This is a genomic window from Streptomyces sp. NPDC017676, from assembly GCF_044329325.1.
Classification (GTDB): domain Bacteria; phylum Actinomycetota; class Actinomycetes; order Streptomycetales; family Streptomycetaceae; genus Streptomyces.
The window spans coordinates 275,734-291,259 of record NZ_JBIRJA010000001.1 but is presented as its reverse complement, the minus strand read 5'-3'; the positions used below and the strand labels follow the sequence as shown (position 1 = coordinate 291,259).

The window sequence follows — 15,526 nt, the reverse complement described above, 5'->3', positions numbered from 1 at the left end:
TCTCGACAATGATGACACCTTGGTTGTCATGGCTGCCTTCGCCGAACACTCCGGGACGCGTTCGTTCGCGACCTCCGACGGCTCCCTCGCCTATCGCGACACCGGCACGGGGCAGCCGTTGGTGCTGCTCCATGCCGGGTTCTTCGATCACAGCATGTGGGACGACCAGACAACGGCGTTCGCCCCGCACTACCGGGTCATCGCACCGGACGCCCGCGGACACGGCGCCTCCTCGAACGCGACCCGGCCGTTCCGTCCGGCCGACGATCTGGCAGCGCTGCTGCGCCGTCTCGGCGTCGGGCCCGCTGTGCTCGTCGGGGTCTCGATGGGTGGGGGCACCGCGGTCGACACCGCGCTCGAACACCCCGAACTGGTACGCGCCGTGGTCGTCAGCGGCGTGGGGACCAGCGAACCGTACTTCGAGGATCCCTGGAGCCTGGAGGTCCTCGCGGGGCAGAACGGCGCACTGGCGGCCGGCGACATCGAGGGCTGGCTCGACGGGCACGTGCGCTTCGCGGCGGGCCCGCACCGCTCGCCCGGCGATGTCGATGCGGACGTCGTGAGCCGCCTGCGCGCGATGGCGTCCCGGACGATCTCCAAGCACACGGCCGGCGAACCGGACCATCGGGTACCGGTTCCGCGGACCTGGCGGCGCGCGGCCTCCATCGACGTTCCCGTCCTGGCGATCACCGGCGCCCTCGATGTGAGCGATCACATCGCGATGGCCGAGCGTCTGGTCCGCGCGGTACCCGACGGCCGCGCGGTGTCGGTGGAGAACACCGCACACTTCCCCAACATGGAGCAGCCGGCCCGGTTCAACGCCCTCCTGGCCGAGTTCCTCGAAACCCTTCCCGACCGGGGTCCGGGTGGGGCCGCGGTGCGTCGACCTCCCCCGGGCACCGGCTGATCACGGCCTCACACGGCCCCGGAGGGCCTGTCGACGCTTCGCGTCGTCCCCCGGCGGTCGACCGCGCGGCGTCACGTGCGCGGTGCTCCGGGGGCCCAGGCCCCGGCCCCCGGCCGGTCCACCCGTGTCACAGCCGCTGCCCGCGCCGAATTCGCTGGCCAGGGCGTCGGCGGCCGGTTACCCTCCCCCGGTGATCCAGCCAACGGGGCCGTGCGCCCGCTTCCGCTCATGAGCCTCACCCGCTCGCTCATCGATGTACGCCCCCTGCGCACCTCACCTGTCTTCCGTCGGCTGCTGATCGGCCGGACCGTGTCCGTGCTGGGCGGGTTCATGACCATGGTGACGGTCATGTACCAGGTCTGGGACCAGACCCGCAGCACCGCGTGGACCGGCGCCGTCGGGCTGGCCCAGGCGCTCCCGCTGGTGGTGTTCGGGCTGTTCGCCGGGGCGTGGGTGGACCGGGCCGACCGGCGCCGCGTCTTCCTCGCGGCGACCGTGGGCCAGGCGGTCTGCTCGCTGCTGCTCGCCGTGCAGGGCTTCACCGGGCACGTGCCGCCGGCGGTCGTCCTGCTGCTCGTCGCCGTGCAGTCGGGCTTCGGCGCGCTGGGCGCCCCGGCCGCCGGGGTGTTCGTACCGCGGCTGCTGCCCAAGGAGCAGGTGGCCGCCGGGCTGGCGCTCCAGCAGGTGACCGGTCAGTCGATGATGCTGCTCGGCCCCGCCCTGGCCGGGCTGCTGCTCGGCTGGTTCGGCATCGGCGTCTGCTATCTGCTGGACGCCCTCAGCTTCGGCCTCGCCTTCTACGGCGCCCGCGGGCTGCCGGCACTGCCGCCGCAGGGCGAGCCGTCGCGGGCCGGGCTGCACGGGGTGCTGGACGGGCTGCGGTTCCTGGCCGGGCACCGGGTGGTGCGGGGCGCGCTGGTCACCGACCTCGCCGCCACCGTGCTGTCGTTCCCGGTGAGCCTGTTCCCGCTGGTGAACGCCGAGCGGTTCGGGGACGATCCGCGCACTCTCGGCCTGTTCCTGTCGGCGCTGGCGGTGGGCGGGGTCGCCGCGACCGCGCTGTCCGGCCCGCTGACCCGGCTCGCCCGGCCGGGCCCGGTGATGCTGTGCGCGTCCGCCACCTGGGGCGCGGCCCTGGTGCTGTTCGGCCTGGCCGGCGACCCCTGGCTGGGCCTGGCCCTGCTCGCGCTGGCCGGCGCGGCGGACGCCACGGCCGTGGTCTCCCGCTCCACGATCGTGCAGACCCGCACCCCGGACGCGCTGCTCGGCCGGGTCACGGCGGCCGAGCAGATCGTCGGCCAGGCGGGTCCCAGCCTCGGCAACGCGCGCGGCGGTCTGCTCGCCGGCTGGACCTCGGGCACGACCGCCCTGATCAGCGGCGGTCTGCTGTGCGTGCTGGCGGTGGCGGCGGTCGCGACGACGACACCCGAACTGCGGGACGGGGCTAGCGCGGTGCCGGACGCACCGTGAGCGGTGCGGTGCCGCTGACGCACCAGTCCAGGACCGCCGGCCAGGGACCGTACCCGGCGTCCAGGTCGAGGTGCGCGGCGCCGGGCAGGACGTCGGCGGGGATGCCGAGCGGCTCGGCGAAGACCGTGTCCGCGCCCCCGGGGCAGTACGGGTCGTCGTCGCCCGCGACCAGCCGCGTCGGCCCGGGCAGAGTGAAGTCGAGCGCGGGCGGGGCGAAGGCGGCCACCTCCGGGTACCGGGCGAGGACGGGACCGGACGGCGGGGAGACGAGCAGGACCCGGTCCGCGTACCGCTGCTGCTTCATACCCCGGGCGGCGGCGTGCAGCCACAGCACGGCGGACAGGCTGTGGGCCACCACGACCCGCTCGCCGGGGCCGTCGTTCAACTCCTCCAGGTGGCGGGCGAGTTCGCCGAGCCAGACGTCAAGGTCGGGGTCGTCGGCGTCGGGCAGCTGCGGGTAGCCGACCCGGTGGCCGAGTGCGGTGAGCCGGTCGGCGAGCCAGTGCTGCCAGTGCTCCGGCGGGCGGTGGTTCTGCCAGCCGTGCAGGATCAGGTACGCGCGTGTGGTCATGCCGGTGATCCTCCACGGCTTGCGCCCACCGGTCCAGCGAGTCCCTCGGAGGCCGGGGAACGTCCGGACGCGCCCCGCGAATGCCCGGTCGGCCGCCCGTTCGTGGTTACTGTGCATTCCCTTGACGGAAAGAAACTTCCCGGATATTGGTGACTCCTCGGAAGTTTCCTTCAGCGGTTCTCCTCTGGAAGGAGCGCACGTGCACCACACCAGCACGGGTAGCGACACCGGCACGGGAAGCGGCACCGGCACGGAAGGCACGGAGAACTCCGCGGGCGCGGGCAGACACACCGCGCGTCCGTCCAGACGCGCCGTCCTCGCCGCGACCGCGGGCCTCACCGCCGCGCTGACCGTACCGACGACCGCCCACGCCGCCACCCACGACACCCCCGGCGAACGCCGGCTGCGCGCCCTGATCTCCCGCATGACGCTGGAGGAGAAGGTCGGCCAGCTCTTCGTGATGCGGGTCTACGGCCACTCCGCGACCGCCCCCGACCAGGCCGACGTCGACGCCAACCTCAACGAGATCGGCGTCCGCACCGCCGCCGAGCTGATCGCCAAGTACCGGGTCGGCGGCATCATCTACTTCGCCTGGGCGCACAACACCCGCGACCCGCACCAGATCGCCGACCTCTCCAACGGCATCCAGCGGGCCTCCCTGGACCAGCCGCGCGGCCTGCCGGTGCTCATCGCCACCGACCAGGAGCACGGCGCGGTGTGCCGGATCGGCAAGCCCGCCACCCTCTTCCCCGGCGCCATGGCGATCGGCGCGGGCGGCTCCCGCTCCGACGCCCGCGCCCTGGGCCGGATCTCCGGCGCCGAGCTGCGCGCGATGGGCGTCAACCAGGACTACTCCCCCGACGCCGACGTGAACGTCAACCCGGCCAACCCGGTCATCGGCGTCCGCTCCTTCGGCGCCGACCCGGAGGCCGTGGCCGGGCTGGTCGCCGCCGAGGTGAAGGGCTATCAGTCGGCGGGGGTCGCCGCCACCGCCAAGCACTTCCCGGGCCACGGGGACACCGCCGTCGACAGCCACTACGGCTTCCCGGTCATCACCCACAGCCGCGAACAGTGGGAGGAGCTGGACGCCGTACCCTTCCGGGCCGCGATCCGGGCGGGCATCGACTCGATCATGACCGCGCACATCCAGTTCCCGGCCCTGGACGACTCCGGCGACCCGGCGACCCTCTCCCACCCGATCCTGACCGGCATCCTGCGCGGGGAACTCGGCTACGACGGAGTCGTGATCACCGACTCGCTCGGCATGCAGGGCGTGCGCACCAAGTACGGCGACGACCGGGTGCCGGTGCTCGCGCTCAAGGCCGGCGTGGACCAGTTGCTCAACCCGCCGTCGCTGGACGTGGCCTGGAACGCGGTGCTGAAGGCCGTGCGGGAGGGCGAGCTGACCGAGGCCCGCCTGGACGAATCGATCCTGCGCATCCTGCGCCTGAAGGCCCGGCGCGGACTCTTCGACCGCCCGTGGGCCGACCGGGAGGACGTCGACCGCACGGTCGGCACCAAGGCCCACCTGGCCACGGCCGACCGCATCGCCGAACGCACCACCACCCTGCTGGTCAACGAGGACGCCACCCTGCCCCTCGACCGCCGCACGCGGCGCAGGCTGCTGGTCGTCGGCGCCGACCCGGCCTCGCCGTCCGGCACCACCGGCCCGCCCACCGGCGTGCTGGCCGCCGCCCTCACCGACCTGGGCTTCACCGCCACGGCCCTGTCCACCGGCACCTCGCCCTCCGCGGCGGCCATCGACCAGGCGGTCACCGCCGCGCGGGACGCGGACGCGGTGATCGTGGCCACGTACAACGTGACGGCGTCCAGCACCCAGCGCACCCTGGTGGACCGCCTGCTGGCCACGGGCACGCCGGTGGTCGCGCTGGCCGTCCGCAACCCGTACGACATCGCGCAGCTCCCGTCCGTCCGTGCCTGCCTGGCCACGTACTGCTGGACGGACGTCGAACTGCGCGCCGCCGCACGGGTGATCGCGGGCCGGGTCGGACCGCGCGGGAAGCTGCCGGTGCCGGTGCAGCGGGCGGACGACCCCACGCGGGTGCTGTACCCGATCGGTCACGGGCTGACCTACTAGCGGGCACCCGCCCGCCGTCCGGCGTCTCCTCCATACGGCCCCCTCCCGGCTGCGGCGCACGTCAGGTGTGACCGATCCTGGCTGGACCGGGGACCGACGCCCCCGCGCGACGGAGGAGGCGCCGTGACACTCCTGACCCGGATCCCGCTGGAGGGCGGGGGCTCCATCCTGGTCGAGGCACCGGCCGGCCTGGAGGGACCGGTGAAGGCCGGGCGCGCCGGGGAGTTCCTGCACGAGGCGCCCCGGACTCTCCAGGAGGCGCTGGAACCGATCACCGAAGCGGCGCAGACCGCCCTGGCGCAGTTGCGCAGGGCCCGGCCCGACGGGATCACCGTCGAGTTCGGGGTGGACCTCGCGGTCGAGGCCGGGGCGGTGATCACCAAGGGCCGGGCCACCTGCCACCTCCAGGTGACGATGTCCTGGCAGGAGGCGCATGGCTAGCACCGCCGGAGGAACGGACGAAGGGCTGCCCTCGGTCCTCCCGATGGCGGTGGCTCAGCTCCGCGCCCCGGACGGGAGGGTGGCCGGGGCGGGTTTCCTGGTCGCCGAGGACGTCCTCGTCACCTGCGCGCATGTCGTACGGGCCGCCGGGGCGGGGCCCGGGGAACCGGTGCTGCTGGCGTTCCCGAACGTGCCGGGGGCCGACCGGTTGGAGGGGCGCGTCGAGGACTGGCGGGCGCCCGAGCACGACGATGTCGCCTTCGTACGCCTGGAGGCCGCGCCACCCGGCACGAGAGTGCTGCCGCTCGGCTCGGCGGAGGGGTGCGCGGGCCACGAGGTCCAGTCGTACGGCTTCCCGGCACAGGCCCGGCCGGCCGGGCACTCCGGCTACGCCCGGGCGGGTCACATGCTGGCGGCCTCCCCGGACCGCGGCGAGCTCCTCCAGCTGACCGACGCCAACGACCTCACCACCGGCTTCAGCGGCGGACCCGTCCTCGACCTGAGGACCGGCCTCGTCATCGGCATGCTCAGCGAGATCACGGCACCCGACACGCTCACCCGCGGACTGAACATCGCCTACGTCACCCCGACCGAGGTCCTGCGCGAGATCCGGCCCCGGCTGACGGCACGGCAGGTCTGCCCGTACCGGGGGCTGGAGCCGTTCACGGCGGAGCACGCGCCCTGGTTCGAGGGGCGGGGCGAGGCCGTACGGCAGGTGGTGGCGAACCTGGCGGGCGGGCGCCGTCTGACCCTGCTCCTCGGGCCGTCCGGCTCGGGCAAGTCGTCGCTGATCCAGGCGGGGGTGCTGCCGTCGCTGGCGAAGGGGACGGTGGTGCCGGGGAGCGACCGGTGGCTGCCGGTGCCGGCCCGGCCGAGGCAGGATCTGGTGGCCGAGATCGAGCGGGCCGGGCTGCCGGGGGCGGGGCGCGACGGGATCGTGACGGCGGCCCGGCGCAGACTCGCGGCCGAACCGGCCGCCGAGCGGGTCCTGCTGGTCGTCGACCAGTTCGAGGAGTTCCTCACCGAGTCCTCCGAGGACCGGCGGCGGCAGCGCACGGCCGTCGCCGAGGAACTCACCGCGCTGGCCGGCTCCCACGCGCCGCTCAGCGTGATCCTGGTCATGCGGGACGACTTCTATCCCCAACTGGCCGCGCAGGCACCGGAGCTGCTGGACGCGGCGATGCCGGGACTGCTCAACGTGCCGGGCACCCTGAGCGAGGACGACCTGCGCGCCATCATCACCCAGCCCGCCAGGAAGGTGGGGCTGCGCTTCCAGCCGGGGCTGCCGGAGCGGATCCTCGGCGACGTCCTCGCCACCAGCCCCGGGACCGCCCCGTCGCGGGAGGCGCCGGCCACCGTGCTGCCGCTGCTGGAGCTGACCCTGGAACAGCTGTGGGAACGGCGGCGGGACGGGTACCTCACCCATGACGCCTACCGGAACATCGGGGCGGTCAGCGGCAGTCTGAGGACGTGGTGCGAGAGAGCGCTGGACGAGATGTCGCCCCGCCAGGAGGAGATCGCGAGGAGCGTCCTCACCTCGCTGGTGCGTCCCGCCGACCCGGGCCGGCGTATCCCGGCCGTCCGCGCGCAGGTTCCGCTGGACGAACTGCGCGACCTGGCGGCCGGGCCGGGCAACCTGCCCGACGGCGAGGTGGACGCGGTCATCGCCTCCCTCGCCCGCCACCGCGTCATCACCACGCAGACGCTCCCCGCGCATGACCGGCCCGGTGCCCCTCCGGGCGTACCCGTGGCGGAACTCATCCATGACGCCCTGATCCGTGACTGGGACTCCCTGCGGAAATGGCTCGACTGGGACCGCGCCTTCCACGAGTGGCTGGAACGCACCCGGGAGAGCGAGCAGCGCTGGTCCGAGAGACACGACCCCGGTGACCTCCTCGCCGGCACGGCACTGGCGGACGGCATCGAGTGGTCGGGGCGGTGGGGACTGCCGGACGACATCGCGGCGTACCTCGCCGCGAGCCGCCGTCACCAGGAGGCGGCGGCCCGGCGCCGCACCCACGTCATCACCGTCCTGGCGACGTTGCTGGTGCTGGCGCTGCTGGCCGGCGGGGTGGCGTTCTGGCAGCGGCGCACGGCGGTCGAGGAGCGGCAGGCGGCGCTGTCGCGGCAGTTGGCCGCGCAGTCCGACACCATCCGCGCGACGAACGCCGAACTGGCCTCGCTGCTGGCCATCCAGGCCTACCGCACCAGCCCCACGGCCGAGGCGCTCCAGAGCCTCCGCACCGCCGCTTCGCTCCCCTTGCAACGGCGCCTGTCCGGTCACACCGAGGCGGTGGCCGCCGTCGCGTACAGCCCGGACGGCAGGACGCTCGCCAGCGGCGGCTACGACCGCACGACACGGCTGTGGGACCCGGCCACCGGCCGGACACGCCACGTCCTGAAGGGACACACCGACCAGGTGTACGCCGTGGCGTTCAGTCCCGACGGCGCGACGCTGGCGACCACCGGACGCGACGGAACGACGTGGCTGTGGGACGTGGCCACCGGCGAGCCCCGGGCCAGGCTGGGGGGACACGACGGCCAGGTGACGTCCGTGGCGTTCAGCCCGGACGGCAGGACGCTCGCCACCGCCCGCCAGGACACCGTGCAGTTGTGGGACCTGGTCGCCCACAAGGCGGGTGACGTCCTGCGGGGGCACACCGACTCGGTCACCTCCGTGGCGTTCAGCCCGGACGGCGGGACGCTCGCCACCGGCAGCGCCGATCGGACCGTGCGGCTGTGGAACACGACCGCCGGCGGGACACCCCAGGTCCTGAAGCGGCACACCGCACCCGTCATGTCGGTGGCGTTCAGCCGTGACGGCCGGCACCTCGCCAGCAGCGGCACCGACTCCACCGTCCTGGTCTGGGACGTGGCCACCCGCACAGCACGCACGGAACTGTCCACCGACACCGATTCGGTGACCTTCAGCCCCGACGGCCGGACCCTCGCGACCGGCGGCACGAGTTACCTGGGGGACTACACCGTCAAGCTGTGGGACGTGGGCACCGGTGCGACAGTCTCCTCCCTGTCGGGGCACAGCGACCATGTGCTCGGGACGGCGTTCAGTCCGGACGGCAGGACGCTCGCCAGCGCCGGCCGGGACCACACCGTACGGCTGTGGAACGTGTCCGCCGAGCGGGCCGGCACCACGCTGACGGGTCACACCGACTCGCTGACGTCGGTGGCGTTCCGTCCCGACGGCGGCATGGTGGCCACGGGCAGCGTCGACTCGACCGCACGGCTGTGGGACGCGGCCACCGGCAGGTCCCGGCCGCCCCTGAGGGGACACGCCACTACGGTCGGCTCGGTGGCGTTCGGACCGGACGGCAAGGTCCTGGCCACCGGCAGCTTCGACGGCACCGCGAGACTCTGGGACGTGGCGACCGGCACCCGCCTGCACACCCTTCAGGGGCATGAGGACTCGGTGGACGCGGTGGCCTTCAGCCCGGACGGCAGGACGCTCGCCACCGGCAGCGACGACCGGACCGTGCGGCTCTGGGACGTCGCCACCGGCAGGCTGCGCCGCACCCTGAGGGGCCACACGGACGAGGTGCTCGCGGTCGCCTACAGCCTGGACGGCACGACCCTCGCCACCGGCGGCTACGACTACACCGTCCGGCTGTGGGACGCGCGGACGGGCGGGCTCCGCCGGATCCTGCGGGGACACAACGGCCGGATCAACTCCGTGGCGTTCAGTCCCGACAGCAGGGTGCTCGCCACCGGCAGCGGCGACCAGACGGCCCGGCTCTGGGACGCCACGACCGGCAGGACCCGTACCACCCTGCTCGGACACACGCAGGAGATCTACGCCGTGGCCTTCAGCCCCGATGGCGGAACCCTTGCCACGGGCGGCAGCGACCACACGGCACGGCTGTGGGACATCGGCTCCGGCAAGGCCCTGTTCACGCTGACCGGACACACCTACACGGTGACCGATGTGGCGTTCAGCCCTCGCGGCCACACTCTGGCCACGGCGAGCCTCGACTTCACCGCGCGGCTGTGGAACGTCGAGCTCCCCCGGCCCGCCGCGGCGATCCGGAGGATCTGCCGTGCCGTCGCCCGGGACCTCACCCCGCAGGAGCGCACCTCGTACCTGCCGGGCCAGTCGGTCCGCCCCGTCTGCCCTTCACCCTGACGGCGGGCCGCCCCGGGCCCGCCGCCGGTGTCCGCCTCGACGACGGGCTACGGCCGCAGCGCCGGCTCCCTCTCCGTGTCCCGTACGTCCAGCTTCGCGTCGTACCTGGCCAGCGGCTTCGCCTCGGCCACGGCGGCCGGGGAGACACCCGCCCAGTCCAGGATGCGCGCGGTGGCCAGGGACTTCTGGTCCGGTACCAGGCCCGCCACGTTCGCGCCGTGGTTCGCCCCGGGTGCCGTGAAGACGTAGGAGTCACGGGCGCCCGCGCCGAGGCGGAAGCGTTCCGAACCCCAGGGGTCGTTCTGGCCGTAGACGAAGAGCATGTGGTCGGCGTGGTGGCGCACCCATGTGTCCACATCCCGCATGGCGTCCGGCTGGAAGCGCATCGGGATGGAGCGGGGGACGAAGTTGCGCGGGGGCTGGTAGCCGTAGCGGATCAACTTCCGCTCGATGTACGGGAAGTGGATCGTCGGGGCGCCCAGCTGCGTGCCCGCCTGGTAGTAGTACGGGGTGTACGTCTCCAGGCCCTGGTCGGTGTAGGCGGAGAAGCCGGAGATCGTGTCGACCGAGTTCCAGATCTCCTCGTCGGTCGCGGTGGCCGCGTCCGCCGGGACGGTGTCGCAGTCCTTCAGCAGGCTGTACTGCCAGAAGCCCCAGACGTAGTCGAGGACGACCGCCTCGTAGGCCTTGTCGAGGCTGCCGATGGTGGTGAAGGTGTAGCCGTTGTCGGCGGCGTACGCGGCGTACTTCTTCTCCAGCGGCCCGCGCCGCACCAGCGCCTCGCGCTGGACGGCGTTCAGCCGGTCCCGGCACTCCTTGGTGCCGACCCGCTCGAAGAAGCGGTCGTACGCCGAGTCCTCCTTGTTCACCACGTCGTTGGGCGCGACGTAGGCCACCACGCCGTCCATGTCGCGGGGGTAGAAGCGCTCGTAGTACGTGGCCGTCATGCCGCCCTTGGAGCCGCCGGTGGCCAGCCAGTGGGCGGAGTAGAGGGGCTTGAGGGCCTCGTACACGCGGTGCTGGTCGCTCGCCGCCTGCCAGATGTCGAGCGTGGACCAGTCGGCCGGGGCCGGGCGGGACGGGGTGAAGAAGCGGTATTCCAGGGAGACCTGGTTGCCGTCCACGATCTGGGTGGGCTCGCGGCGCGAGGGGGTCGTGGAGACGTTGTAGCCGCTGGTGTAGAAGACCGTGGGGCGGCTGGTGTCCTTGTGCAGCACGGTGATGCGCTGCTGGAAGGTGCCCCGGTCGGGATGGCGGTGGTCGACCGGCTGGGTGTAGTTCAGGACGAAGTAGCGGTAGCCGGGGTACGGCTTCTCCTGGATCAGGCTCATGCCGGGTATCGACAGGAGCCGGTCCTTGATGTCGGTGGGCTCGGACTCGGCGGCGGTGGCCGCGCCGGCCGCCGTGCTCAGGGTTCCTATGAACACCGTGAGCGCCAGCAGCCATCTGAGCGCCTTGCGCATGCGCACTCTCCCCTGTGAGACAGATGTGCGCCGGAAGCTATCCCAGCAACTGCCGTCCCACCAGAGGGAATTGAGCGCTCCGCATCACCGGCCGGACGCCGGGGCCGCGGTCAGCACAGGACAATTCAGTACAGGTCGTTCAGCACAGGATCCAGCCCGAGCTGACCGAGTACTTGCCCACCGAGCCCTTGATCCACACGCAGCGGTGGCCGGCGTGCACGGTCACCGGACCGGCGTGGTGACGGTAGCGGCCCTTGTCGACGACCGGCCGGTTGCCGCGGGCCTGCACGCTGACCGACATGGTCCGGGTGGGCCCGGGCTGTCTGGCGACGGTGACGGCACAGACGTAGCCGTTGCGCTTGTAGACGTGGGTGACCCCGGACTGGAACGGGAGCGTGCGCACCTCGCGCCCGGCGCAGCCGCTCGCCGCCTCGGCCCGCGCGGTCCCCGTCGCCGCCAGCCCGAGCACCCCGGACGCGGCCAGCACGGCCGCGGCGAGCGCCAGTCGCCTGCGCGGCCGCCGGCGTATCGCATCACTGTCCACTGTCGTCCTCCCCGTCCCGGTCACACACCCCGTGTCCGTACTGATGTACGGACGCACGGGTGTGTCGGATGGTTGCACGACCGTCAGGGAGACGACCCGGTACGGGAGACCTCAGCGGGAGGCGCCGACCGGCTCCTCCGGCTCGGACTGGCCGACGAACGTCCGCCACAGCTCGGCGTACCGGCCGCCGCGGGCCAGCAGCTCCTCGTGGGTGCCGTCCTCCGCGACCCGGCCGTGGTCCATCACCACCACCCGGTCCGCGCGGGCGGCGGTGGTCAGCCGGTGGGCGACCACCAGGGTCGTACGGCGGCCCGCCAGCCGGTCGGTGGCCTGGTTGACCTGCGCCTCGGTGGCCAGGTCCAGGGCCGCCGTGGCCTCGTCCAGGAGCAGGATGTCCGGGTCGACCAGCTCCGCGCGGGCGAGGGCGATGAGCTGGCGCTGGCCCGCCGAGAGGTTGCGGCCGCGCTCGGCGACCTCGTGCAGATAGCCGCCCTCCAGCGTGGCGATCATCTCGTGCGCGCCGACCGCGCGGGCCGCCGCCTCCACCTCGGCGTCGGTGGCCTCGGGACGGCCGTAGGCGATGGCGTCGCGGACGGTGCCCGGGAAGAGGTACGCCTCCTGCGGGACGACCCCGAGCCGGTGGCGGTAGGACGTCAGGTCCAGGGCGCGCAGATCCGTGCCGTCGACCGTGACCCGCCCGGCGGTCGGGTCGTAGAACCGGGCCACCAGCTTCACCAGCGTCGACTTGCCCGCGCCCGTCTCGCCGACGAACGCGACCGTCTGCCCGGCCGGGATCGTCAGGTCGATGCCGGACAGCGCCTCCTCCTCGGCGCCGTACGCGAAGCGCACGCCCTCGAAGGCGATGTCACCGCGCAGGGACAGCACGTCGAGGGGTTCGTCGGCGGTCCGCGTGGACGTGGGCTCGCGCAGCAGCTCCTGGATGCGACCCAGCGAGACCGTGGCCTGCTGGTAGCCGTCGAAGACCTGGGAGAGCTGCTGGACGGGCGCGAAGAACAGGTCGATGTAGAGCAGGTACGCCACCAGGGCGCCCGTGGTCAGCGTGGCCGCCTCCACCCGGCCGGCGCCCGCGATCAGCACGGCCGCCGCGGCCACCGAGGACAGCAGCTGCACGAACGGGAAGTAGACGGATATCAGCCGCTGGCCGCGGATGCGGGCGCTGCGGTAGGCGTCGCTGCGCTCGGCGAACCGCCGCCCGCCGTCCCGCTCGCGCCGGAAGGCCTGCACGATGCGCAGCCCGGCCACGGTCTCCTGGAGGTCGGCGTTCACCGTCGACACCCGCTCGCGGGCGAGTTCGTACGCCTTCACGCTCGCCCGGCGGAAGAAGAAGGTGGCCACGATCAGCGGGGGCAGGGTGGCGAAGACGACGAGCGCGAGCTGGAGGTCGAGCACCAGCAGCGCGACCATGATCCCGAAGAAGGTGACGACCGAGACGAACGCCGTGACCAGGCCGGTCTGCAGGAAGGTGGAGAGCGCGTCGACGTCCGTCGTCATCCGGGTCATGATCCGGCCGGTCAGCTCGCGCTCGTAGTAGTCCAGGCCGAGCCGCTGGAGCTGGGCGAAGATCTTCAGCCGCAGCGTGTACAGCACGCGTTCGCCGGTACGGCCGGTCATCCGGGTCTCGCCGATCTGCGCGGCCCACTGGACGAGCACGGTCAGCAGGCCGAGCAGCGCCGCCGACCAGACCGCGCCGATCGCCATCTTCGTGACGCCGGAGTCGATGCCGTGCCGGATCAGCACCGGCAGCAGCAGGCCGGCGCCCGCGTCGACGGCGACCAGCAGCAGGCTGACGAGCAGCGGCAGGCGGAAGCCGCGCAGGAGGCGGCGCAGGCCGTAGGAGTCCTCGGGCAGGACGGCGCGGGCCTCGTCGATGTCCGGGGTGTCGGTGGCCGGCGGCAGCGCCTCGACCTGGGCGAGCAGCTCCGGGGTGGCCGGGCTGCCGGCCAGCGCCCTGTCCTCGGCGTTCTTGGTTTCCCGGTCGCCGGTCCACAGCCGGGGGGTGACGCCCCGCTCCGCGTCGAACTCCGCCTCCAGCTCGTCGCGGACGGAGGTGTCCTCGCGGGGCTCGGCCGGCAGGGCGCGGCCCGGGGAGACCCCGCCGAGTTCGTCCGGGTCGGTGAGCAGACGGCGGTAGAGGGCCGAGCGCTCCTGGAGCTCCTCGTGGGTGCCGACGTCGGCGAGCCGGCCGCCGTCGAGCACGGCGATGCGGTCGGCGAGGTTGAGGGTGGAGCGGCGGTGGGCGATGAGCAGGGTCGTACGGCCCTCCATCACGTGCTTCAGCGCCTCGTGGATCTCGTGCTCGACGCGGGCGTCGACGGCCGAGGTGGCGTCGTCCAGGACCAGCAGGCGCGGGTCGGTGAGCAGGGCGCGGGCGAGGGCGATGCGCTGGCGCTGGCCGCCGGAGAGGGTCAGGCCCTGCTCGCCGACCTTGGTGTCGTAGCCGTGGGGCAGATCCCTGATGAAGCCGTCCGCCTGGGCGGCGCGGGCGGCGGCCTCGATCTCCTCCTGGCCGGCGTCCGGGCGACCGTAGGCGATGTTGTCGCGGACGGTGTCGGAGAAGAGGAACGAATCCTCCGGGACCAGTCCGATCGCGGCCCGCAGTGACTCCAGGGTCAGCTCGCGGACGTCGTGGCCGCCGATCAGGACGGCGCCGTGGGTGACGTCGTAGAAGCGCGGCAGGAGCAGGGAGAGGGTGGACTTGCCGGAGCCGGAGGAGCCGACGACGGCGAGGGTCTCGCCGGGCCGGATCTCGAAGCTCAGCCCGTCCAGCACGGGACGCTCGCGGTCGTAGCCGAAGGACACGTCGTCGAACTCGACGGTCGCGGGCGCGTCGGCGGGGAGGGTCCTGGTGCCGTCCTTGAGGGTCGGCTCGGTGTCGATCAGCTCCAGGACGCGCTCGGTGCCGGCGCGGGCCTGCTGGCCGACGGTGAGGACCATCGCGAGCATGCGGACCGGGCCGACGAGCTGGGCCAGGTAGGTGGAGAAGGCCACGAAGGTGCCGAGCGTGATGTGCCCGCGTACGGCGAGCCAGCCGCCGAGGGCCAGCATCGCGACCTGGCCGAGCGCGGGCACGGCCTGGAGGGCCGGGGTGAACTTGCTGTTCAGGCGGACCGTGCGCAGGCGCCCCGCGAACAGCCGGCGGCCGACCTCGCGCAGCTTGTTCGTCTCCTGGTCCTCCTGCCCGAACCCCTTCACCACGCGGACGCCGCTCACCGCGCCGTCCACCACACCGGCCACGGCGGCGGCCTGGGCCTGCGCGTACCAGGTGGCCGGGTGCAGCCTGCTGCGGCTGCGCTTGGCGATCCAGCCGAGGGCGGGCGCGACGGCCAGGGCGACCAGGGTCAGCGGCAGCGACAGCCACGCCATGATCACCAGGGAGAGCAGGAAGAGCAGGAGGTTCCCGATGGTCATCGGGAGCATGAAGAGCAGGCCCTGGATCAGCTGGAGGTCGCTGGTGGCACGGCCGACGACCTGCCCGGTGGACAGCTCGTCCTGGCGGCGGCCGTCCAGCCGGGTGATCGTGCCGTACATCTCGGTCCGCAGGTCGTACTGGACGTCGAGGGCGAGCCGGCCGCCGTAGAAGCGGCGGATGTAGGTGAGGACGTAGACCAGGACGGCCGCGCCTGTCAGGGCGCCGGCCCAGGGGGCCATGGCGCGGGTGTGGCCGCCGATCACGTCATCGATGATCACCTTGGTGATCAGCGGGACGACGGCCAGGACGGCCATGCCGGCGAGCGAGGAGCCGAGGGCGAGGACGACGTCCTTCGGATACCGCCAGGCGTACCCCGCCAGACGTCGTGCCCATCCCCGTTGCGCTGCCACGCCGGTGCCTCCAGTTTTTCGGCCTGCTCTACCAGAAGGCGTCAACGCCGGACG

The 15,526-nt window shown here is 73.1% G+C and carries 9 protein-coding genes; 5 read left to right on the top strand and 4 right to left on the bottom strand.

From position 1 onward, the window contains the following. The first annotated feature begins 28 nt into the window (after nt 1–28). Nucleotides 29–907 carry an alpha/beta fold hydrolase gene (locus ACH4LD_RS01290; RefSeq protein WP_398053155.1) on the top strand — a complete coding sequence of 293 codons (879 nt, stop codon included), beginning with the start codon at nt 29–31 and terminating at the stop codon, nt 905–907. A gap of 228 nt (nt 908–1,135) precedes the next feature. After that, nucleotides 1,136–2,377: an MFS transporter gene (locus tag ACH4LD_RS01285; protein ID WP_398053154.1), complete on the top strand. Its 1,242-nt coding sequence runs from the start codon at nt 1,136–1,138 to the stop codon at nt 2,375–2,377. Here ACH4LD_RS01285 and ACH4LD_RS01280 read toward each other — a convergent pair. Beyond that, complete coding sequence (locus ACH4LD_RS01280; protein WP_398053153.1) at nt 2,352–2,948, bottom strand: alpha/beta hydrolase; 597 nt, start codon at nt 2,946–2,948, stop codon at nt 2,352–2,354. The two genes, ACH4LD_RS01285 and ACH4LD_RS01280, sit on opposite strands and share 26 nt — an antisense overlap. A 199-nt stretch (nt 2,949–3,147) precedes the next feature. On the opposite strand from ACH4LD_RS01280, the gene ACH4LD_RS01275 reads away from it, so the two are divergent. From ACH4LD_RS01275 to ACH4LD_RS01265, 3 genes are all read left to right on the top strand, one after another. Beyond that, nucleotides 3,148–5,046 (top strand): glycoside hydrolase family 3 protein, encoded by a 1,899-nt coding sequence (locus ACH4LD_RS01275; protein WP_398053152.1) that lies wholly within the window; start codon nt 3,148–3,150, stop codon nt 5,044–5,046. 123 nt (nt 5,047–5,169) lie between these two features. Further along, complete coding sequence (locus ACH4LD_RS01270) at nt 5,170–5,487, top strand: CU044_2847 family protein (RefSeq protein ID WP_132786137.1); 318 nt, start codon at nt 5,170–5,172, stop codon at nt 5,485–5,487. Beyond that, nucleotides 5,480–9,625, top strand: coding sequence for a hypothetical protein (locus tag ACH4LD_RS01265; protein ID WP_398053151.1), 4,146 nt, complete (start codon nt 5,480–5,482; stop codon nt 9,623–9,625). Before ACH4LD_RS01270 ends, ACH4LD_RS01265 begins: the two co-directional genes overlap by 8 nt. A 47-nt stretch (nt 9,626–9,672) precedes the next feature. Here ACH4LD_RS01265 and ACH4LD_RS01260 read toward each other — a convergent pair whose 3' ends face one another. The 3 genes from ACH4LD_RS01260 to ACH4LD_RS01250 all read right to left on the bottom strand — a co-directional run bounded on the left by ACH4LD_RS01260 (nt 9,673) and on the right by ACH4LD_RS01250 (nt 15,472). After that, nucleotides 9,673–11,088 carry a S28 family serine protease gene (locus ACH4LD_RS01260; protein WP_398053150.1) on the bottom strand — a complete coding sequence of 472 codons (1,416 nt, stop codon included), beginning with the start codon at nt 11,086–11,088 and terminating at the stop codon, nt 9,673–9,675. A 139-nt stretch (nt 11,089–11,227) separates the two neighbouring features. After that, a complete protein-coding gene (locus ACH4LD_RS01255) occupies nt 11,228–11,632 on the bottom strand; it encodes a hypothetical protein (protein ID WP_398053149.1) in 405 nt (134 codons plus the stop codon). A 111-nt stretch (nt 11,633–11,743) separates the two neighbouring features. After that, nucleotides 11,744–15,472 carry an ABC transporter ATP-binding protein gene (locus tag ACH4LD_RS01250; protein ID WP_398053148.1) on the bottom strand — a complete coding sequence of 1,243 codons (3,729 nt, stop codon included), beginning with the start codon at nt 15,470–15,472 and terminating at the stop codon, nt 11,744–11,746. Between the last annotated feature and the right edge of the window lie 54 nt (nt 15,473–15,526).